This is a genomic window from Streptomyces sp. BV286 (genome assembly GCF_019090165.1).
In the GTDB taxonomy this organism is placed as follows: domain Bacteria; phylum Actinomycetota; class Actinomycetes; order Streptomycetales; family Streptomycetaceae; genus Streptomyces.
In genome coordinates, this window is sequence record NZ_JAHRIB010000167.1 from 1 (window position 1) to 23,869 (window position 23,869).

The following is a 23,869-nucleotide window of genomic DNA, read 5'->3' on the forward strand; positions in this document are numbered from 1 at the left end:
GCCCTGGCTCATCGGCTCCCGGCGCCGCGGCGGCAGCGGCGGCAGCGGTCGCCGAAGCCCGCGCCGAGATCGAGCCGGGCGGACAGCCGGGAGCCGCAGCCGCCGCGGTGGAGTCCGCCCGCCAGACCGAGGAACAGACGCCCGGCGACGCCGCCGCGGCCGTCGCCGAGGCCCGCAGTGTTCAGGTCAAGGCCCTCAACCCTCGCGCGGCCGCCGGCTTCGAGGTCACGGACACCGACTTCGACTCGGCGCAGCAGGCCATCGCCGCCGCGCTGGGGCCGCTGTTCGACCGGCAGCAAGGCGTCATCACCGCGCGCCTGCGCTCCCCCAAGGCCCGCAAGGGGACTCGCTTCTGGAAGGCCGACGGGCCGACCGACACCCGCGGCGGCGACATGTGGCTGGACATGGCCCGCATCGTCGACACGGACCGGTGGGTGACCGAGTTCGACAACACCCTCATGCGCGTCCTGGCCGGCCTCGCACACAGCATCTCCGAACGCACGGCCGCCGCCCTCGGCGCGACGGAGCCCCCGCCGACTGCTTCAGCCCGCGTCACGGCTGCAGTACTCGATGCGGTCTACGCCGCCGAAGACGCCGCGAGAGCCTTCCTCAACACCCTCTTCGGGCTTCTCGAGCAGGCACAAGAAGTCACCGACGATCTCGACGACCTGCTCGCCCTCGTACGGACGGCGTTCGCCGACATCGGGCCCCGTGTCGCCGCCAGCATCGCCGAGAGCGCAGCCGTCGGCATCGTCAACGGCACCGCCGACGCCACCGCCGTGGCGATCGGCCCCGGCATCGTCCGCACCTGGGTCACCCGAGGTGACGCGCGGGTCCGTCCCGCGCACGCCGCGGTGAACGGCACCACCCTGCCCGTCGCCGAACCGTACGAGGTCGACGGGTCCTCCCTGCGTTACCCCGGCGATCAACTCGCCCCCCTCTACCTGACCGTCAACTGCCGTTGCCGTCTGCGCTACCGCACCGAAGGAGAAACGCTGTGAGCTGGACCATCTGGGCCCTGTGGACCGTCCTGTTCGCCTTGTTCGAGACGTGGGCGCTCATCAACAAGAAGCCCGGGGACACCCTCAGCGAGAACACCCGGGCGCTGTTCCGCACCCGCACCTCGAAAGCGGGCAGAGCTGTCTTCACCGTCGGCTGGCTCGGCTTCAGCGGCTGGTTCCTGCTGCACATCCTCACCGAGACGATGTAGCCGACACACCACGCCGACGGTCAAATTTCCCGGCGCCTGTGCCGGTGAATGCCCCGGCAGAGGCCTAGTGTTTTGCCTGCCGGGTTAGGACGCGACGTTAACCACTTCGGTTGTGCATGGTCCGCCGCATGCAGATCACGAACGCCGCTGACCGTCTCGCCACCGACGTGGAAACGAAGCGGGCCCGACGCCCCTGGAACTCCGATCTGCACCCGCGAGACTCCAAGGGACGCTTTGTCGAGACGGGCGGTATCGCCCGGCTCTGGGGCGGGGGTCTGGCCCGCGTCGTGCGTGCCCTCGGCGGCCGGAACGTCCTGGTTGAGAACACCGCCACCCATCAGCGATCCACCATCCACGCCTCCCGCCTGACGATGGTGACTCGGCCCGACGGCTCGCGCCCGACCAGGAGCAAGAAGAAGGTCCGCGACGAGGACGAGCGTCGTACCGCTGACCCCCGGCGCGGCACCGGCGCCCCCACCGACGACGCCGGCGACGACCCCGGTGACGACCCCGGTGACGACGGCGACACCCCTGACGATCCGCACGACCAGGACGACCAGGGCGAGGACATCGGGGAAGACGCCGACGGCGAAGACCTCGGCGCGGGCCCCGAGCCCGAAGACGACGAACCGGTGCTTCCTCGCGGCCGCGTGTTCCAGAACGGCGAGGCGGCCACCCAGAACCCGGAGCGGGTGCGCTACCCCACTGCTCTGCCCATGCCGGAGTCTCGCCACGCCCGGCACCGGGTCGGGCAGGGAGAGGCGCTTCGCGCCCCTCGGGGAACGCCGAAGGCCAACGGCAGCCACCTGCGTTTCCAGGGCCCTGACCATGCCAACGCCGCCGTCGCCGAGCTGAAGGACGACTACCTGGCAGAGCTGCAAAGGGTCTGGGACGGCAGATGGGACGACAGCGACGCCAGGGACCTGTATGAGGCGCTGCTCGACGGCAGCGGGTTCGACATCGAGGTCAACCATCAAGCCCACGACAGGCCCACCGAGTACGCAATCGACGACTTGCCGTCGATGTCGTCGCAAGCGGACGAGCTGGCCGAGATCGCCGATCGTGCAGGCAAGACCGACATTGCCGAGGCTGCGGCGACGCTTTCCTCCGCTCTGGAACTCGCGGCCATCAGGTTCGACGCCCACGGCGACAAGCCGATCAGCAAACCGAGGAAGAACGCTCAGCCTCTCCCCAGCGCTTGGGAGCCGGTGAAGGTCGTCGCGAAGATGAACGCGAAGCCGAGCCGCCGTCGCAACCCCAACCGCCGCTTCAAGTCCGTGGACGATGTACGCGCTCACTGGGCCAGCGGAAACCTGCGGCCGTTCAGCACGGACGAGGAGCGGCAGGCGTCTCACGCCGCGACCATGCAGTCGTTCATGGACCGGCTCGAAAAGCCGCAGCTCTCACGTAACGGTCACTTCACCGTCGGCAAGCTGCCCGCCAAGAACCCGGCTGACGGGCCCTACGGCTGGGGTGTCATCCACAACGACACCGGCGTACGGATGGCCATTGCTCCACGCAAGGGCGAAGGCCTCGACTTCGCCAACCGCATGGAGGCCGCTGAGTTCAACGGTAAGCCGGTCGACTGGGACAAGCCCGACTCCTTCGACATCTTCCGCACAGACGAAGGCATGCGGCTGGGCCGCGAGATGTTCGAGGAGACTCGTGCGGCTTTCGCCGCGCGCGCCGCGCAGAAGCGCGAGGGCGCCACCGCCCGCACGAAGCCCGCTCCCGAGACTCCAGCGCCCTCGCCGGAGCAGCAGATCGCTGACACCACCGGCATCCCGGCGGCCAACGTCGGCGTCGGGCACGTAGGCGGACCGGACGGATTCGGCGATGAGCGGGGCCGCCCCCGCAACGACGCGGAACTGCGCGAGTTCTGGAAGCGCGGCGGCAGCGACGACACTCCGGAAGCCCAGCGCGACGTACTGCGCCGCTACGCCAAGGACCCGAAGTACAACCTCTACCTGGCCGACCACCGTGGTTTCGCCATCACGGAGGACACCAGCCGCAACGACGAATTCCGCTACCAGCTCCTCGGCGCCGGCACCGGCCGCCACCTGTCCGGGCTCGGCGGGCGTGGCCTGCAAACCTACGGAAACTTCGCCGACCGGGACACCGCGGACCGGTTCGCCCTGTACCTGGGCAGCAACCTGCGGCACGAGGACGGCCGAGCCGTCGACTGGGGTGGCCCCCGCCTCAACAACGAGCTGAAGGACTTCAGGGACAAGGACGGCCAGCCCGCCCGTAGCGCTATCTGGCGCCTCGCCGGCCAGTTCGACCGGGACCGCGGCGCCACCGACAGCTACCCCGCTCGCAACTCCATCGAGCGCGAGCGACGCGAGCGGGAACAGCGGCAGACCGGCGGCGAAGGACAGAACCCCGGCGTTCCCGAAACCCCGGAGAACGTTCCGGAGGGCGACGGCCAGGAGGACGAGCGCAGCACCGACTCCCCTGAGGACACGCCCGAGAGCGCGCAGGACAACGAGCAGCTGCAGGAGACCGACGCGGGGTCTCCCGAGGACGCGCCAGAGGGTGAGCAGGGCACCGCGACCTCGCCGGTCAAGGCGTACCTCGACCGGGCCGCCAATTCCCTCGGGCCCGTTCTGAACGAGTTCGACGACGACGAGCGACTTCATAAGCGCTTTGGCCGGTCCGCGCGCCGCGCCCTGGATGACGACGCCGACGGCGGCGACCAGACGCAGGGACTGGACGAGCTGGAATCCCTGATCCAGGAGGCCAAGCGGAAGCTGTCCACGAAGAAGAGCCTGAACAGCGCCGAGCGCCGGTACCTCCAGCAGTTCGCCGACGACGCGCTCAGCGACGTCCGCGAGGCCCGCAAGCTGGCGGCGGCCCGGCCGAAGGCTCGGCGTCAGCGCACGCCCGAGAACTCCGGAGCCGACCGCCCGCAGCCGCAGGACCGGGAACTTGCCGCTGCGGAACTCGAACTGGCCCTGGATCAGATGATCCTCGCTCAGCGCGGCACACTTCAGGATGACGAGACCTCCCGCGGCCAGATCGAGCGGGCGCAGGCCCTCATCGAAGGCGTCCGCAACGGGGAGACGGACAGCGCCGCGGATCTCAGTGAGATCCTGGCGGAAGTCGAGCAGGGCATTCGGGGCCGCACCGACGGCCTGGACGACAGTTCCAAGCGGTACTGGCTCAACGAACTCGCAGAAGCCCGCCAGGCGCTCATGCAGGTTGAGGCCCGTCTCGGCGCCAGCGACAACACCTCGAACCGGCGCACACCGCCGGCCGACACGGGAGCGAACAGCAGTGAACAGGTACGGCAGGCAGGCACAGACGTACTGGACGACGTACCGTCCGGCCGGGCTGCGGTCCCTGGGCAGCGAGGCGGAGCAGACCGCGTTCTTCGAGGCTCTGGGCAACCGGATTCAGGTGAAGATCGGGGATCTCGCCGAGGAGCTGATGAAGAAGCTGCCGCACGAGACGACGCTGGACGTACTGGGGTCCCGGCAGCAAGCCCGGTCGCAGGCAACGGAAATCGTGCTGGACGAGGAGATGTTCCTGCCGAAGGAGCCCGGGACGGAGCGCCTGGAACTGGGCGAGACGCTGGACCAGCCGCAGGAGCAGTAGACGCAGCCCGGTTCCGGCCGGGCTCGCAAGACGACCTCGCCCCCTCCGGCGAGCGCGCCAAAGCGAAAGCGAACGTCGCCGCCGTCCAAACGCTGCGCCTCATCCAGGCGGAGGAGCGGCCCGCGACGCCGGATGAACAGAAGATCCTGGCCCGCTGGTCGGGCTGGGGATCGCTGCCGGTCGTCCTCTCCGACAAGCCCAACCCGAACGACAAGAAGTTCCGCGACGAAGACGGCGAGCCGAACCCCGAGGCCTACGCCCGCGCGCTGAAGCGCTGGGAAGCCTTCGCTGACGAGCGCGCCGAGATCAGGGCGCTGCTCGACGACAAGGAATGGGCCGCCGCCCGCAAGAACACCCTCAACGCCCACTACAGCGACTCTGCGCTCGTACAGCCGGTGTGGGACGCGATCCGTGCCCTCGGCTTCCGCCGGGGCCGCGTCCTGGAACCCGGCTCGGGCTCCGGCAACTTCATCGGGCACGCCCCGGACGGCGCGGAGATGGTCGGCGTCGAACTCGACCCGACCTCCGCCGCAATCTCGCAACTCCTCTACCCGGACGCGCAGGTCATCAACGCGCCGTTCCAGGATCTGCGCCTCCCCCCGGACAGCTTCGACCTGGCCATCGGCAACGTCCCCTTCGGCCGCTACCAGCTGCACGACCCGCTGGACAACCCGGGCCGTCACCACTCGATCCACGACCACTTCATCCTCAAGTCCCTGGCCCGGGTCCGGCCCGGCGGCTACGTCGCCATGATCACCTCCCGCTACACCATGGACGCCGAGGACGACTCCGCCCGCCGTGCCATGTACGACATGGCCGACCTGGTCGGCGCCGTACGTCTGCCCGAGGGCGCACACCAGCGGGCCGCCGGCACGCACGTCGTCACCGACCTGCTGCTGTTCCGGCGCCGGGAACCGTCGAAGTACCGCCACAACCGCGGTGACGACTCGTGGCTGTCGTCCAACAAGGTGCAGATCGGCGGCCATGACGTCGCCGTCAACCAGTACTTCCAGGACAACCCGAAGAACGTCCTCGGCCGGATGGAGGTCGGCCGCGGCCAGTTCACTGACCACGACCTGACCGTCAAGGGCGACAGCAACACCCTGGTCACGCTGCGCGCCGCGCTAGGCCGCATCGCGGCCGACGCCGACGCCGACGGCCTGGAGTACGACGCGTCGGGGCAGAACGAAGCGCTCTCCCTGGACCTTGCCGGTGACGCCCGCGACGGCTCGATCGCCCGTGGTGAGAACGGCGCGTTCATGACCGTCGAGAACGGCAACTGGGTCGAGCTGGACGTCCACCCCAAGCAGCGTGAGCAGCTTGGCCGGCTGCTGGAGCTGAAGGACGTCGCCAACCGGCTGGTGGAGCTCGAAGCCAGCACCAAGGCGGCTGGCGAAACCAGCGAGATGCGCGAGGCCCGTGCCGCCCTGAACCGGGCCTACGACGCGTACTTGCGCAAGCACCCCTCCCCGAACAAGCCCTCCCAGCGCCGCCAGTTCTCCACTCCCGAGGCCCTGGCCCGCAAGAGGGCCGAAGGGCTGAAGGACGTCCCCGACGAGTGGAAAACGCCTACCGCCCTCGCGCTGTTCGAGGAGGACCCCGACGGGCACATGGTGTTCGGCCTCGACCGCTGGGACGCCGACGCCAAGGCCCCTCGCAAGCTGAACATTCTCTCCGAGCGTGTCCTTCAGCCGCGTGAGATCCCTGACAGCGCCGACAGCCCCGAAGACGCCGTCGCTATCGCGCTGGAGCACGACGGCGGGCGCCTGAACCTGCCGACCGTTGCCCGGCTGCTGGGCATGGACCAGGACGCGGCACGCGAAGCGCTCGGTGACCTCGCGTTCGATGACCCGGCTACCGGCCGGCTGGAAGCCCGCTCCGCCTACCTGTCCGGCAACGTCCGGCAAAAGCTCGAAGAGGCCCGCGCCGTCCTGTCCGAGGACCCGAAGTACGCGGTGAACGTCGCCGCGCTGGAGCGGGTCGTCCCCAAGGACATCCGCCCCGAGCACATCCGCGTGAAGATCGGCGCCCCGTGGGTGCCCATCGACGTCTACGAGGGCTTCCTTCGCCACCTCGGTCTGTCCGACGCCCAGGTCATCCACTTCGGCGGTAACCGCTGGGGCGTCGACGGCAGCGACAAGGGCGAGATCGCCAAGAAGGTGTGGGGCGTCAAGGGCCGCAGCGCCTACCAGCTCTTCGACTCGCTGCTGCACCAGAAGCTCATCACGATCAAGGAGTCCCAGAAGCTCCCCGACGGCAGCACCAAGTCGTACGTCAACCAGAAGGCCACGTCGGCGGCTCGCACCAAGGCCAAGAACATGGCCGCCGAGTTCCACAAGTGGGTCATGTCCGACCCTGAGCGCGCCTCGCGCCTGGGCCGCATCTACAACGACAAGTTCAACTCGATCGCCCTGCGCGACTACGACGACTCGGACCTGACCCTCCCCGGCATCAAAACCGGCTGGCGGATGCGTCCGCACCAGAACGCCGCGATCCGACGCATCACGCAGGAACCCACCACTCTCCTCGGGCACGTCGTGGGCGCCGGCAAGACCGCCACCATGGTCGGCGGCGCCATGGAGCTGCGCCGCACCGGCCTGGCGAAAAAGCCCGCCATCGTGGTCCCGAACCACATGCTGGAGCAGTTCTCCCGTGAGGCCGTCGGCCTCTACCCGGGCGCCAAGGTACTGGCGATCTCCCGGAAGGACCTGCACCACAAGCGGCGCCGCAAGTTCATCGCGAAGATCGCGGGCGGCGACTGGGACGCCGTGGTCCTCACACACGACGCCTTCAACGCCATGCCCATGACGCCGCAGACGCAACAGGCGTACATGGACGAGGAGCTCGCGCTCCTCCGCTCCCAGATCGAGAAGATCAAAGAGCGGGACGGCGACGACCCGTCGCTCAAGCAGATGGAGCAGACGCTCGCCAACCAGGAGGAACAGCTCAAGGAGCGCCTGGACACGCTCAAGGACGAGCGCGGCATCTTCTTCGAGAACACGGGCATCGACTACCTGTTCGTAGACGAGGCCCACGAGTACAAGAACCTGCGGACCGTCTCGAACCTCCCCGGCGCAGCGATCTCCGGCTCCGGGCAGGCCACACAGCTCCACATGGCGCTGGGCTACCTGCGCGAGCACAACGAGAGCGGGCGCGTCGCGTCCCTGGCCACCGGTACCCCGATCGCCAACTCGGTGACCGAGGCGTACGTCCTCATGCGCTACCTGGCCCCGCACATCCTCGAAGAAGCCGGCATCGAGGACTTCGACTCGTGGGCGGCAACGTTCGGCGAGGTCATCACCAGCCTGGAACTGGCCCCTGACGGCAGTGGCGACTACCGCGAGAAGGCCCGGTTCGCGAAATTCTTCAACGTCCCCGAGCTGCTGGTCGGCTACCGCACCTTCGCCGACATCCAGACTGCCTCAGACCTCGGCCTGCCTACCCCAACCGTCCGCGCTGGCGAGAACGGCCGCCGCGGTGAAGTCATTTCCATCCCGGCCTCCGCCGAGCAGCGCCAGTACGTGCAGTCCCTGGCTGACGAGGACTGGATCACGGAGCCGGGCGGTGTCCTGAAGGCCATCGGCTTCGCCTCGCGCGCCGCGATCGACATGCGTCTGCAGGGCGGCTCGAACCACGAGGGCGGCAAACTGGAGGCCGCCGCCGAGCAGATCGCCAAGCTCTACGAAGAGCACAAGGACACCGTCTACCCGGTCTCCCGCAACGACCTCACGCCGCAGGAACTGCCCGGAAGCCTTCAACTTGTCTTTCTCGACGAGGGCACACCCGGTTCGACCGGAAAGATCAAGTTCGACGCGTACGGAGAGATACGCGATCTGCTGATCGCGCAGGGAGTACCGCGCGAAAAGATCCGCTTCATCCACGAGGCCAAGGACGACAAGGCCAAGGCCAAGCTGTTCGAGGAGGCCCGTAACGGCAAGGTCGCCGTGCTCATCGGGTCCACGCAGAAAATGGGCACAGGCACGAACGTTCAGGACCGTGCGGTCGCCTTGCACCACCTGTCGTTCCCGTGGCGGCCCGCCGACATGGAACAGCGTGACGGCCGTATCGAGCGCCAGGGCAACCTCAACACCCCGAACTTCCCCGCCGCGCCCGGCCGCACGCCCACGGACGTGCGGATCATGTACTACATCACCGAGGGGACGTTCGACGAATTCCGTCTCGGCACGCTGGAGCGCAAGGCCGTCTTCATCAACCAGATGGCCCGCCGGGACTTCAAGGCCCGCGAGATGGAGGACATCGGCGACGCCGCCGTGTCCCTGGGCACCTTCAAGGCCATCGCTTCCGGCAACCCTGCCATCGCCGAACGCGCCCTCGCACAGGGCGAGCTGGTGGAGATCCAACGGCAGAACGCCGACTGGTACGAGCAGCAGCAGGAGCGCCGTGAGCGCATCACGCACCTGACCAGCCGCATCGCGTCTCTCGAAGCGGCCCTGCCCGGCATGCGCGAAGCCCTGGCCGCGCGCCAGGACGTGAGCGGCGACAACTTCGCGGCCGCCATCGATGGCGTCGACTTCGACAACCGGGCGGACGCCGCCGAAGCACTCGGCCGGCGCATGGACGCCATCGCCAAAGACACCCGCCACGGCGAAGGCTCCGACATCCCGCTCGGCGAGATCGGCGGCGTCGGGTTCATCGCCACCGTCGAGTACGACCGTGAGGGCAACCGCATGCTGCGGCTGCGCCTGGACCACGCCCCGGCGTACGCCAACTCGTCGACCCCCGACACTCGTGGCCTGTGGTCCGCGCGGAAGGTCAGCGACTCGTCCGGCCGCGGCGCCATTCAGTCGCTGGAGAACCTGCTCAAGTCCCTCGACTCGGACATCGAGAAGCGTCAGAAGGAACTCGACGGAGCCCGCGTCGGCCGGGAGACAGCCGAAGACCACCTTGAAGAGGGCACGAGCCCCTTCGAGGAGCAGGTGGAATCCACCGAGCGACGCGTGCAGGCCCTCACCGAGATGGTCATGCACCACCAGGAGGCCCGCAAGCTCACCGACCGCATCAAGGAGGTGGGCGCGAGCCCGGACAGCGCACGCCTGAAGCAGCGGCTCAAGGAGGTCCAGCAGGAGACCCGCGCCCTTGAGGCCATGGCCGAACAGGAACGTGCCAAGACGTTCCGCAAGCCGGAGCCGAAGCCTCGCAGCGAGCGGTCCGAGCGCCGGGAGGCCAGCCGCACGGCCGCCGGTACCGCGCAGACGACCCTCAACCCGCAAAAGGTCCGCGAAGACCTGGAGTCCCTGCGCGAAGGCGTCCCGGCCCCCGGGGCGGCACAGGGCGGGGGCACCGAGAACGCTCCGGAGTCCGAGACGGACGCCGCAGCCGACACGACTCCCCCGTCGGTCGACGCTCCGGAAGCCGTCGGCGACCTGTTCACCGACAGCAAGGCGGACAACACACGGGCCCTCGACAGGCTGAAGCAGACCTATCGGAACCAGTTCCCCGACCAGGGCCGCGACCGGGTCGAGCAGCTGTCCGAGGAGCTTTTCACCTTCCTCGATCAGCAGTGGGGAGAGGCAGCGGGCGGCGTCTTCGGGCCGGCGAGCGACACGGCTCTCCACCTGGCCGAGGCGCTGCACGACCAGGAGATGACCCCCGAGGAGCGTGAGGGTCGCTTCGGGAAGCAGGTCAAGGCTGTAGCGGACGTGCTGCGTCAGCGCCGCAACAGGCTGACCGAGGCGTCCCCCGAAAGGGAGAAGACCGCTCCGGCCGACGACGAGGCTGCACAGACTTCCCCGGCTGCCGAGCCGTACGCCTCGTTCGCCGAATGGCGCATCGGGTTGCTGCCCGTGGACGCGGCCGAGGTGCAGTTCAGCCGCGCCGCGACCGCGCTCTGGGGCAGGGACGACAATGCTCCCGGCGCAGTGCCGCTGGTCCGCCGCGCGATCTTCGACGCGGTGGCCGCACTGGAAGACGATGACTACGAGGACGCTGAGCGGCGTCTTGTCGACGCCAGAGAGCATGCGTTCGGCCTGCTGGAAACCCTCACAGACAGTGAGCGCGGCGAGATGGAAGGTCCGCTGCGTCAGCTTCTCGACGCGATCGACAGCTTCCTCCCCCGCCACCGGGCGAGCCGTGCGAAGTGGCAGGGCGAGGACGAGCAGAGCCGTCGCATCGATGATGCGGCGCGCGCTCAGGTCGAGCAGGAATACCGCGACCGCCACGCGCAGGCCTCCCCCACGCCTCCCTCCCCGTCTAAGACCCCCAACGCCGAATCTGACGCTTCTACGAGGGATCAGAGCAAGGGGGACAGGGCTCCGGCCCTCCAGGGGGAAACGAATCCACAGCCGGGCACCCCGACCCCCGACACGGGCGTCGATGACACCGGCACCACGACCAACCCGACGCCGCGCACCAGCACGGCCGGAGGCGGCAGGCAGGCGCAGCCCAGCAACAAGCCTGCCGCGTCCACCGCTGGCCGCGGCTGGCAGGACAGCGACTTCGAGCCCGGCGACACCGTCCACTTCTGGGACACCAACCGTCTCAACCCCGACCGCAGGGGCGTGTACGTCCGCGCGGCCGGCCCCGACGCGGCTGTGCTGCGGGCGCCCAACGGGGACGACGAACTCGAAGTGCGGTACGCCGACATGGTCGGTCGTACCCGCAACGGCCAGTTCCAGGACGACCCTCCGCGCCGGGCGCGGCAGAACGACGAACAGAACCAGCAGCGCCCCGTACCGGCGTCGAGCGAGACCCCGGCCGGAGCGCCGGCTCAGGGCAGCGGACAGGCACAGCCGGACGCCCCCACCGCGCAGCGTTCCACCGGCCAGGCAGAGGACAGCGCCCCGGCGGAGCCGCAGCGTTCCCCGGCCGACATGACCAACGACCAGCTCACCGACGCCATCGATGACTTGGAAGCACAGCTCAGCCCGCTCACCGAGTCCACTGATCCGCTGGACCTGGCCATGCGCCGCCGCATTGAGCAGCAGCTGTTCGAGCACCAGGAGGAAGAGCGGCGCCGCTGGACGCCCGAGCCCGAGTACGACGAGAACGGCAAGGAGGTCGAGCGGTCGCGCGGTTCGGTCGTCCGCGACCGGCTCAGCGGCTACGGCCTCAACGATGCCGAAGCGCAGGGCCTCGTGACCCGGGTGGAGGATCTGCCGGACGCGAAGCCGGGCGGCTTCTCCGATGAGGAGTGGGCGCGCATCGACGCCGCGGCGGCGGCCAACGAGGCGTACGCCCCGACCGACGAGCAGAACATCATCATCCAGGGCGCGGCCCGCCGCGGCCTGAACATGGCGGTCATGGCGCTCGCCGGTACCGGCAAGTCATCCACGCTGAAGATGCTCAGCCACCGCATGCCGGGCAAGAACATCGTCTACCTGGCCTTCAACCGGTCGGTCGCTGCGGAGGCCCGCGAGTCGCAGGCCCGCGGCGAGTACGCGAAGAACATGCTCGCCTCCACAGCGAACGCGTACGCGGCCCGCGTCGCCGACCGGCGCCTGAACGACCGTCTGCCCAGCAACAGGGCCGGCGGCTTCAAGAAGCTGTCCGCTCAGCAGATCGCCGACCGGATGCGCTGGTACGACACCGTCAAGGCCGGGAACCGGGACATCTCCCCGGGCGGCGCGGCCACCGTCGCCGAGCGCATGATCCGCACGTGGGCGAAGTCCGCGGACACCGAGATGGGCCCGCAGCACGTCCCCGGCGAGACCGAGCGAGAGCGAAGGGACCTGTTCAACGCGGTCAAACCGCTCGCCGATCGGATGTGGGCGAACCTGACCGACCCCGAGGCGGGCAACGCCGACCGGGACCTCCCGATGGACTTCGACTACATCGTCAAGCAGTGGGCGATGAGCGGGTACAAGCTCGACGCCGATGTCCTGTTCTGGGACGAGGCGCAGGACGTGAACCCGGTCATGGAGGGCGTCGTTCGTGCCGCGCTCGACCAGGGCGTGCAGGTCGTCGCCGTCGGCGACAGCAACCAGGCCATCTACGGCTTCAGGGGCGCCTCCGACGCCCTGTCGAAGCTCCCGGTCGACGCCCGCGCCACTTTGACTCAGTCCTTCCGCTTCGGCCCGGCGGTCGCCGACGTCGGCAACCGCTTCCTGCGGCTGCTCGGCACCCGCATGCGGCTGAAGGGATTCGACCGCAAGCAGTCGCGCATCGAGACCATCGACCCGGGCGACGAGACGATGGTCATCGCCCGCACCAACGCCGGCGTCGCGCTCGCCGCGGTGCAGGCCCTCACCGCGGGCCGCACGGTCGCGGTGTCCGGCGGCGTGAAGGCACTGCAGGAATTCGTGCAGGCCGCCAACGCCCTGGCCGAGGGCGAGGAAACCGATCACGCCGAACTGGCCCGCTTCAACGGCATGCCGTACGACGACATCCTGGAAGAGGTCAAGAGCGACCCCGACCTTCAGCAGCTCAAGTCCTTGTTCGCACTGCTGGAGAAGCACGGCGACGACATCGACGCACTGCTGGAGTCCGGGGCGCGCCCGGCCAGCACCGAACTCGTGGGCGACCGCGTATGGGTGAAGTTCGACTGGAACGCCCCGAAAGCCAGCCAGCTGAAGGACTGGTTCAAGGACAAGAACAACGGCGTCGGCCGCCTGCTCTACGACACGGCGACGCGCCGCTACTACTACGAGCCCGGCAAGCGAGACGTGCCGTGGAAGATGAAGAACGGCCGCTCCGGCGTCACCAAAGTCGACAACAAGCTGTCGCTGGAAGAGGCGCAGCAGCGCATCGACGCCTACCTCGACCGGCTGTACCCACAGGAGGACGCCGAGGAGGGTAAGGGCCGTCTCGTCCCGGACACCGAACCGCACGACGTGCTCGTGACGACCGCGCACAAGGCCAAGGGGCTGGAGTCTGCGCGCGTCCGTATCGCCGACGACTTCAAGGGCCCCGAGGACACCGACAACGGGACCATCGACTGGGACACCATCCCGGACGACGAAGCGCTCCGCGTGGCCTACGTCGCGGTGACCCGGGCCACCGAAGTACTCGACGCCGGCTCACTCGGCTGGGTGTTCCGCGCCGTCAACGACGAAGACCCCACCGAGCCGCCGAAGAGCGAGTACCGGCGTGACTTCGAGATCGAGGACTTCCAGGCGGGCGACCGGGTCGACTTCCAGGAAGAAGACGGCACCCCGAACATCGGAACCGTCTCAGAGATCGACCGGCCGTTCCTCACTGTGCAGAGCGAGGGCAACGAGTTCGGAGGGAGCGCGAAGCGGCAGGAGATCAGCGTCGCGCAGGTGCAGCGCCGCAACGGCGAGGGCCCTCCGCGGCTCCCCGTCGCCTCCGACGAGGAGCTGGACCAGGCCGTCGCCGAGGGCCGTTACGGCTCCGGCGCCGACACCACCACCCTCAACCCGGCGCAGGTCCGTGCCGACCTGACCAATCTCAACAGCAGCCCGCAGCCGGTCGGAACCAACGATGAGGAGAGCACCGGTAGCCCGGACGCACCCGCTGAGGGCAGCCTCAACGACACCGAGCGCCAGCGCCGGCAGGACGAGACCGCAGCCATCATCGACGAACTGCTCGCCGCAGAGCAGTGGCAACGCGACATGGGGCAGGAGCAGACCGAGCGACTTGACGCCCTGCTGAGCGCCTACCGCAACGGCGAAGCCGACCCCGCGGACACCATGCGGCAGATCGCCGATGAGCTGGAGCAGTTCGCCGCCGAAGTGGGGGCCACCGAGAGCGGCACCGGCCGCGGCCGCCTGGGTGCCGGTCAGGCCCGTAAGGGCCGTGACCTAGCGCGTCAGGCCGCCGCCCGACACGACGGTGACAACCAGAACGCCCCGGAATCCAAGCCGGAGCAGACAGCGTTCGCAGAAGGCGACGACGTTGTCACCCCGCACGGGCCGGGCGCCATCCGGCACATCGCGGACAACGGCTTCGCCCTGGTCGCCACCGACTCCGGGATGCGGCCTGTCGCCCTCTCCGAGCTGCGTCGTCCCGACGAGAGTGAGTCGGCCGCCGACCGTGCGCGGAAGACGGAAGCCCGCGCCAAGCGCGAGGCACAGGACGAGTGGCTGGCGGCTGCCGCCACCAGCGAAGGCGCACCGATCAAGACCATGGACGGTTACCGGCTGGCCCACCTCGACGTGGACGCCGGGCACGGCGCCATCATGCGGGACGGCGAGATGGTGGCCTGGATTCGCGCCCGCGGGCGCAAGGGCGAAGCCACGTGGATGGCGCAGGATGCCCGTGGCGGCAGCCCGAGGACCCCAGCGATTTCCATTTCCGAGGGCAAGGGCGAAGACGGCCTGTACCGCTCCATCAAGCAGGCATCTTGGAGTGCCGCCTACGACGCGCACAGCACCGTGGACCCGTCCCACGGGCGCGGCGTGACCAGCCCAGAGGACATGCGCGGTGAGATCCTCGGCACACTCCTCACCAAGGCGCAGTTCCGCGAACTCGGGAACCTCGCCGAGCGCTGGAAGAACGGCGACGACGAGACCCTGCGGCTCGTAGCGAGGAACTACTACAGCGGGCCGCTGTCGGCGGGGCAGATGCGGTATGCGGCCGACGCCATCGACCGCGAGGCCAACGATCTGGACCTCAACACCGCAGACGGGCGGCGCGTCGAAAAGCTGTACCTCGCCCTGGCCAAGGGAGTGCGCTTCCAGGCCCGTGCGCTGGAGGCTTCAGCCACCATGCCTCCGCCTGGCGAGCCTGACCCATTCAGCAGGCGTGGCAACGCTCTGGACTCGCAGGCCCCGGACGGCGACGGCGCGCCGGCTGCCGGCGTTCCCAACGAAATCACCGCCGCAGACAGCGAAGGAGGCGACGTCCTCGCCCCTGACCAGGTGTCTGAGGGCGACTATGTCCGTGTCGAGACGCAGAACACAGCGGGCAACACCGCCGTTCGCGAGGGATACGTGTTGGCTGCCCCCAAGAAGGCGACGGCCACCCGTGACCGCAAGGGCATCAAAGCGTGGCGCCTGTACATCGGACCACAGGGGCAGGAGCCATCGCCCCAGAACGCGGTGACGATCCTCACCGACCAGAAGGTTGAGCGCCTGCCCGCGCCCGAGCCGCCCCGCGACGATGACCAGGAGCAGCCCACCAACTCTCTGGGCTGGAAAGGCCCGGAGGAGACCCGCGAGGAGGTTGCCGACTTTGACGGCCAGCCTGTCGAAGTCGGCGAACTTCACGTCACCGGTGGCTATGCCCATCGTGTCGTCTACCTCGGAGGCCAGCGCATCGGCTTCCTGCACGCCGAAAACGGGGCATGGCGGGCACAACATGACCGCCACGGCACCGTCGATGGATGGTTCTTGGCCCGGAGGGCTGAGGATGGCGACCCCACTCGGAATGCCGCCCTCGCCATCGCACGCTCTCACGAGAACGGAGAGGGAGCCGACAGCATCCACTTCCGCTTCGACCGCGTTGTGCCGCAGGAAGAAGCCGAGCGCATCCTTGCCTCGCACATCGACCCGCGTACAGGTGAGCTGTGGCGGCCCAGTGAGCCCCTGATTGCGCCTGAGCCGGATCAGCCGTCGAGCGGCTGGAAGGGTCCGGAGGAGAGCCGGGAGACGGCCGGTGAGCGCGGCGGCAAGACCGTGGAGGTCGGTGAGATCCACGTCACTCCCGCCAAGTTCCGCTTCCATGCCGACGAGGTTCGCCGCGTCGTCTACCTCGACGGTGAGCGGATCGGCTCTCTCCTGTACAACGACAGGGACTTCAACGGCGGAACGTCGTGGCGTGCAGACCATGATCTGCACGGCCCCGTCGGTGCCCGGTGGTACCGCAGCAGTGACTTCGACAACCCCGCGCACGCCGCTGCCCTCATCGTCGCGGAAGCGCACCCCGAGCCGATCCTGAGCTTCCCCGGGGACGTAAGCGAAATTGCCCGTTCGATACCGATCCGCAGGTGGGCCGGTATGTGGGCGGAGCCGCAGCCGGCCGGGATACGCAACGTCTACCTCGATCGTGTACTCGCTCACAAGGACGAGGGCTGGACGCCCGGCACTGATCCCTACGAGGTGCAGTTCTGGATCTCCACGATGGCTGACGTCGAGCCGCTGGCCCAGTACGACGAGAACACCCGCCGCAGCCTGGAGGAAGTACCCCAGGAGGGGCGTCAGTTCCTCGCAGACCTGGCCGAGGATCTGCGCACCTCCGTGGGGGAGATGGGCGACGAACTGCGCGCGGACATCCGCCCCATCCTGGTGGACCACATCGCTACCCGGAACGGTCGGAAGAAGGCTCAGGAACTCCGCAGCCAACTGATCGAGGAGCGGGTCCAGAAGGTCCGGGAGGCGGTACGCGAGCAGATCGCCCGCGCCCGCGCCGGAGCCGGAGAGCATGGGCTTTCCGAGCAGCAGGCGGAGGACTTCCTCGTCAACGTGGTCGGTGGTGACAGCCCGGATCAGAAGGCGTACGGCATCCGTGGCGAGTTCCCCGAAGCCATTCGCCCCCTCAACGCCGCCCTGTCGGACAGCAAGGCCTACTGGGCCGCCTTCGCCGGATGGGCCACGCAGGACGACAGCTCGAACTGGGCCGGGATGCACTGGTCGAACGGCCGGCGGGAGAGCATCGGTGCGCCGATGGCTCCTTCCGCCGACGCCCGGACCGGAACTGGAGAGCTGAAGATCGGTGAAGCGGAACTGCCCAAGGGCATGCGCTGGGCACGCGGTTCCGAACTTCGCAAGGGCGACATCTTCCACACCATGCGCGTCCCGCGGCGCGGTACGACCGACACCTTCGACGGCATGGAGACGCCCCAGTACGTCATCCACACCCACCGTGGTGGCGTCGAAGGCGCAGTCCGCTCGGTGGGCCTCGATGCCGACGGTGGCCACGACAGGGTGGAACCCGACGAGTGGGTCGTGCTCGTGGAGAAGCCGGAGCCGTCCGTGAGGAAGAGGGCGACGAACCGGGCGCGCACCGACATCTTCACCAATTGGGAAGTGCCGGTGGACGACGAGACGTACGAGCTCGGTGGCCCCGAGCGCGTGAAGGCGCTGGTGGCCCGAGCTGAAGTCACTGCTGACGACAAGGACAAGCCTGGCCTGAACAAGGAGTGGACCGTCAGGGTCGACGGTGTAGTGGTCGGCCGGATCGACAACACCAACAAGGACAAGGTGCTGGAGTACGTGAGCGTGACCCCTGACGGGGAGCGCCGCGTATGGCACGGCCAGGATCTCGCCACGGCCGGGCTCGTTATCGCTCACGACGAGGCGTCGGTCCGCGACGGACAGGACGGCAATCAGGACCGGAGCAGGGACGACCAGACACCGCAGGGTGAGGCCGAGGGCGGAGAAGGAGGCCGCGGGGGCGAGCCGCCGAACCGGAACAGCGACCCTTCCGGCGACGCGGATGATGATGACCGGGACGAGAGCGACTCGGAGTCCGATACGGACGGACGTCGACGGGACCGCCGCCGCAGGGAGGGGGACCGTGAGCGCCCGAACGGCGATGACGGACTTGACGGCCCGAACGCCGACGGCCCTGACTCCGACAACGACGACCAGAACGAGGAGTCGGACGACAACAAGCGTCGGCGTCGCCGGGACCGCGACCAGGACCGGGGCCGCGACCAGGACCCCGATGGCCGCGGCCTTGGTGTGCCAAACCTTCCGGGCAACGGCAATGGTGATGGCGGCCCGGCGGGCAGCGGCAGTGACGGCCGCGGCTCCAGCGACGGCGACCCGGCACTACGCCTTGCGAACCTGAAGGACCGGTACCGATCCGGCCAGACTCCCGCACCACAGGGCGCGAACCCGGAGGAGCACGCCGCCTACCTGCGCGGCCTGGCCGACAATGACACCCTTGCCCTGTCCGCTGGCGGCGGGCTGATCACGTGGTCCAACGACGGCGGACGCTCATGGCAGTTCGGCCACGCCGCGAGCGGCGTGCACCTGGCTGGCTGGGAAGCCGACGGCAACGCCATCGGTGGCCGTGACGGCGCACTACGGCTCGCCAGTGACTATGAGGGGCTGCGCGACGAGAACGGCGACCCGATCGACTGGGCTGCGCCCGAACTCGACGCGGAAGGGCTGCGGTCGTGGCAGGACGCCGACGGTAACCCGCTCGGCAAGGCCATCGACCAGGCGCGCCGGGCCGCGATCGAGGCGCGGCCCGACAGCTTCAGCAAGGAGACGGAAGGCGCGGACAGCCGGACGGACGAGCGCACAGGCGGGGGCGCCCCGGGCGCCGGAGACGGCACCACCGGCAACGTAGGTCAGGCGGCTGGTACCGGGGCCGGAGAGGACGGGGCCGCCGGGAACACTGGCGGCGCCCAGCAGTCCGCTGGCGCGGCTTTCCGCTATGCCGTCAACGCCGAACATGGCGAAGGGCTGGCGGGCTCTGTGGACGGCCGCCGTATCCCCACCATGGACGAGATGCGGGAGCAGGAGACCGCAGGAGACCGATACAAGGTTGTCAGCGAGGAAGGGGAACAGCTGCTCTTCGGATCACCGCAGCAGCAGCACGAGCTGGCAGAGGAAGGCACTGTCCCCACTCCTGTGCCCCAGGACTTCGGCGCGCAGGTGTGGCGCAACGGTCGTCTAATCGGGCGCCTGGGCGAATCACGCGAAGACAGTGTCTGGCGCAGCCGTAACCCGTTCACCTTGCGCGAGCTGAAATTCAGCAGTCGAGAAGCGGCTGTCGCGCACCTGGTGCTTCGGGACAAGGAACGCGGCGAGCCGGACCCGGGCATCGTCCATCCTGATCTTGCCTGGAATCTGCGCATGAGCGACCACGAGCTGGCGTTCCCCCCTGAGGGGAGCTGGCGCGGGCTGGAGAGCCTGCCGGAAAGCCCGCAGGACATGGAACGCTATGAGGCGCTGCGCAGACTGATGGCTGACCTCGGACAGGGCAGGACGCCGAGCGGCAACGTTGCGGACGATCTGGCGACCCTGCATGACGAACTGCGGTGGCTGGACGCCACGCACTACAAGCACCAGCCCTCCAACCTCAAGGACAGGTACATCCTCGGCCCCGGCTGGATGGCCGACAAGATCACCGAGTACCTGGACATCCTGCGGCCGGAGGACCCACGGGCCCAGCACCACGACTTGCGTAAGAACCGCGCTGCTCGCCAGGTCCTCGACGAACTACAGACGTCGGACTGGAAAGAGAACGCCGAGCACGTACCGGTCGGAGACCTCCGTGAAGGCGACGTTGTCCACCTGAAAGGCCGGATCACCGGCCTGTACCCGGGCGCCGAGGGCCAGTACACCGGCTACGTCATCGGTAAGCCGACGACAACCAAATACATGCAGGACAAGAAGCGTTACAAGGGCCTGCGCATCACAGTCTCGAAGGACCCGTTCGCGGCAACGCGCTCCGGAGCAGAAACCTTCATCATTCCTGACGAGGCCGGCCCCGCGCTGCGCCTCGCGCGGGCCGAGGATGTGAACCTGCCGTTCGACCAGCACATGTATGGGCGCCGGGTCGGCGAGACGCCGGACAATGGCACGTCGTCCCGCGCCACCGGCGCACCGGAAGACGCCCCGGACTCCAGCACCGGGGGCACCGGCACAGCAGCGGGGACCGGCGGCGACGATGGAGGCGGCGCACCGTCCCCGTCCTCCGCGACGGGTGCAGGCACGACGGCCGCCGACGGCACCGCGTCGACCTCCCGGCCGCGCCCGGACAGCAGCCAGACCCGGCGCAGCGGTGACACCGACAGCGGTAGCCGCCGCGGGGCGCAGCCCGCCAGCTCCTCCGCCACCACGGCGGAGCGCCCGTCGACGCCCGAGTCGGTCGGCGGCCGGCCCGCCGAGTGGGTGCAGGTCAGCGGCATTCAGCTCGGCGACCTGGTCCGTGTCGACGGCACCACCAAGGGAGGCACCGCCCGCACCCTCGCCGGGTACGTCGTGGGCGGGCCGGAGACGAAGCCGGTGACCCGTAAGGGCCGCGCCCAGGACATGCTGCGCGTCCTGATCGCCGATACTCCCGATGCACGCACCGGCAGCCCGGTGTACGTGCCGATGGACGGTGCGGCGGCCCGCGCCACCCGCGACGACGAAGACCAGTTCCAGGGCTCCCCGTTTACCGGTGCGGACTCCGATGTCCTGACCGGCCGTATCGCTGAGCGAGTGCCCACCGACGCCAACGGGAACGGCCTGTTCCCCGGCTCCGTGGTCACCGACGACAACGGCCGTGAGGGTGTCGTCACCGGCGCGAGCGCCAACAGTGTGCGCGTCCAGTTCGGTGACGACCGCACCGACGACGAACATGCCCCCACCTCCATCAGCGTCACCGACGGCGGAGCGGGCCGGCCCGCCGGCTGGACCCTCGACGGGCACCTGGTGCGCGAAGGCAACGTGGTGGGCGACCGCGACGGCAACATGCTCGGCATCGTCGAGAGCGTGGACGGTGACACCGCGGCCGTTGCGACGCCGCGGGGGGTACAGCCGCAGCCGATCGATTCCCTCCGTGTGCTGGGCGGCGTTCGAGAGGCCGACGGCCGGGCGCCGTCCCTGCGCCTGGAGCCGACGACGTACGGAGAGCTGAACGTCGGCGACGTGGTGTTCCGGGACGACGAGGGCCCGGCGATGTTCGAGATCCTGTCGATCAGCGAAGGCCACAGCGGTCGCCGGAGGCTGGAGACGCGCAACACGACGACCGGCGAGATCGCTAACCGATTCGGCGCGATCCCCAGCAGCCCCATCGTCCGCGTAGTGGATGCCGACGGAAACACTCCCCGCCTCGGCCCGGAGGACGCCCCCGCCAAACGAGAGGAGATCATCAGCCGCGGACCGGCCGCGACCGTCACCCCGGTCACCGACTCCACCGTGGACCCGCAGCTCTCCCCAGAGGAGCGGGACGCCATCACCGAGGGCAGCGGAGCGGCGGCCAGCGACCCCGAAGCGCAGCAGGCCGCGGCCCGCGTCGCCAACGACCTGCCGGTCACCCCCCAGCAGGCGGGCGNCTCCACCACCCCGGAAGGCCGGGCCGCACAGCGAGCCGCAGACCGCCTGGACGCAGCGACGGGCAACGAGCCCGAGCGCGGCCGTCCGGAGCCGGGCACGATCGGCGCCGTGGGCGTGGGCGACACGGTCACGCTCCCGGACGAGTTCGACCCGAACACCATGACCGCCTACCGCATCGTCCTCATCGAGGAGGCCCCCGCCGGCGTGCGGACACTGACGATCGAGGACGGCGACGGACTGCGCTTCAAGCGGTCCATGGCCTCATCCGAGGCGCTGTACCAACTGCCCGACCCCGAAGCCCCGTCCACCGACCCCGACGACGAAGAACGCGACCCGAACCCGGTACGGGACGCGGACAAGGTCCGCTCCGACTACGCGGACTCCGTGACGCGCGCGGTGATCGACGAGGCCGTGCAGGGCACCACCACCCCCGGCAGCATCCACCAACTCCGCGAGCAGATCGCACAGCAGCTCACCCCCCAGGCCCTGCGCGCGGCCATGCGCCGGGCCCGCAATACGGCGCTGACCGCGATCAACGACGCTGGCTTCACAGGCGAAGAGCGGGACGAGCTGGTGAAGTCGCTTCGCGAGGAAGCCGCCCGCGCCCGCACCGATGCCATCCGCGCCGCGGTGCGCACGCTGGACGACCTGGAACCGCTGGACGGAGAGACGGAAGAGGACACCGCCCGCCGGGCGGCTGACCTGCTGCGCCTGATCCCGGAAGCCCTGCGCAACCGGCTGGCCGATGACGACAGCAGCGATGGCGACACCGGCGTCAACGATGCCGTGAACCGGCACGCGGACGACGCAGTGGGCGAAGCCCTTCAGGACGCCGCCGCCGGCGGACCGCTCACCGAGGAGCGCGCGGGCCGCATCGTGCGGCAGCTGGCTTCCCGCATGGACGGAGACCGGGCCGCCACCGCGCAGCGGATCGCCACCACGCTGCCCGCGGCCGACCGGCCCGCGATCCTGCCGCACATCGTGGCCGCGCTCGTCGCCATCGCGCGGAAGGTCATCGCCGTGATCGCGTCTCTCCTGAGGGCCCTGGCCAAGGCCTGGCGCCGCAGCCGCGAGAGCCTGGCCCGGTTCCGCCGGAACCTCGCGCAGCGCATCAGGACGTGGCCGGAGACGCGGCGCCTGCGCCGTCTGGCCGCCGCGGCGAACGTTCCCGTGCCGGACGACAGCATGTCACTCGGTGACCGCATGGCCCACTGGGCGCGGCTCATGCCCGCCCCGGGCCGGTTCGGTCAGGTCTCCCGCCGGGCCCGCTGGTACCGGCCGACCAGCCGCTCGTCCCTGGCTTCCGGACAGCTCCCGCAGGTGCAGGACGGTGTGCGCTGGATGGCGGACCGTGCCGCGGACGGCGGGCCCGGCCCGCAGGCCCTGCGCCACCTGGCGGCAGTCCGCGCGGCCGGACAGGACGTGGACGCAGAGGTGGCCTCCCGCCTTGCCGGTGCGACGCCGGAGCTCGGCGACGACCCACACGGCACTGTCCGGCACGTCACCCGCTACGCCGACATCACGGAGGCGCGCCTGCGTGACCTGCAAGCGGCGGCGGCCGGCGGCGCTCCGGACGCGGATCTGGAGATCGCGGCCGCCCGCGTTGAGGCGCAGTCCGCTAGGCAGGAAGCCACCCGGCTGCGGCAGGCCTACGCCGCGTCGCTGCCGGAGGTGGTGCGCGACATCCTGGCCGAGGTCCGCGAGATGGGGCCGGGTACCACGGCGACGCTGGTGACCACCGAAGGAAGCGATGCGGACGCCGTGCGCTCCCTCACGGACATCGCCCAGTTCGTCCCTCGCGACTGGCTGTCTCCGACGGAGTCCCGGTTCATCTCGGCTCGCGGCGGCGACGCCGGCGGCTACGACCCGGACAACCGGACGGCGACCGTCGCCGACCTCGGGGACGGCGGCCGACGTACGGCCGCGTACGCCCTGCTCGCGCACCTTCAGCAGCACTACCCGGACCTGCTGGCCGCACAGGAGGCCTTCGCCTTCACACGCACCCACAGCGGCCGTGTGGGGGCGCGGCGCCGCACGGCGCTGGACAGGCTCCTCGCGCGGCTGTTCAGCAACCCCGATGGGCGGGACAGCAGCGGCGACCTGGTGCCGCGCGGCCTGGAGACGATGTTCGATGGCGACTGGTACAAGGACGATGACCTGCGGGCCTTCCTCCTTGGACTGCTCGCCACCCGGTAGAAGGAGAACA

General features: G+C 69.5%; 2 protein-coding genes and 1 pseudogene. All 3 read left to right on the forward strand.

Features of this window, described 5'->3' with window-relative positions; translation table 11 throughout:
- Positions 1-1,001 (forward strand): annotated as a pseudogene (locus tag KUF83_RS29905) (hypothetical protein); the annotation flags it as partial.
- Positions 998-1,210, forward strand: coding sequence for a hypothetical protein (locus KUF83_RS29910; protein WP_217458106.1), 213 nt, complete (start codon positions 998-1,000; stop codon positions 1,208-1,210). The pseudogene KUF83_RS29905 and the gene KUF83_RS29910, both read left to right, overlap by 4 nt.
- A gap of 128 nt (positions 1,211-1,338) precedes the next feature.
- Positions 1,339-23,859 carry a UvrD-helicase domain-containing protein gene (locus tag KUF83_RS29915; protein ID WP_217458107.1) on the forward strand — a complete coding sequence of 7,507 codons (22,521 nt, stop codon included), beginning with the start codon at positions 1,339-1,341 and terminating at the stop codon, positions 23,857-23,859.
- Positions 23,860-23,869 lie beyond the last annotated feature (10 nt).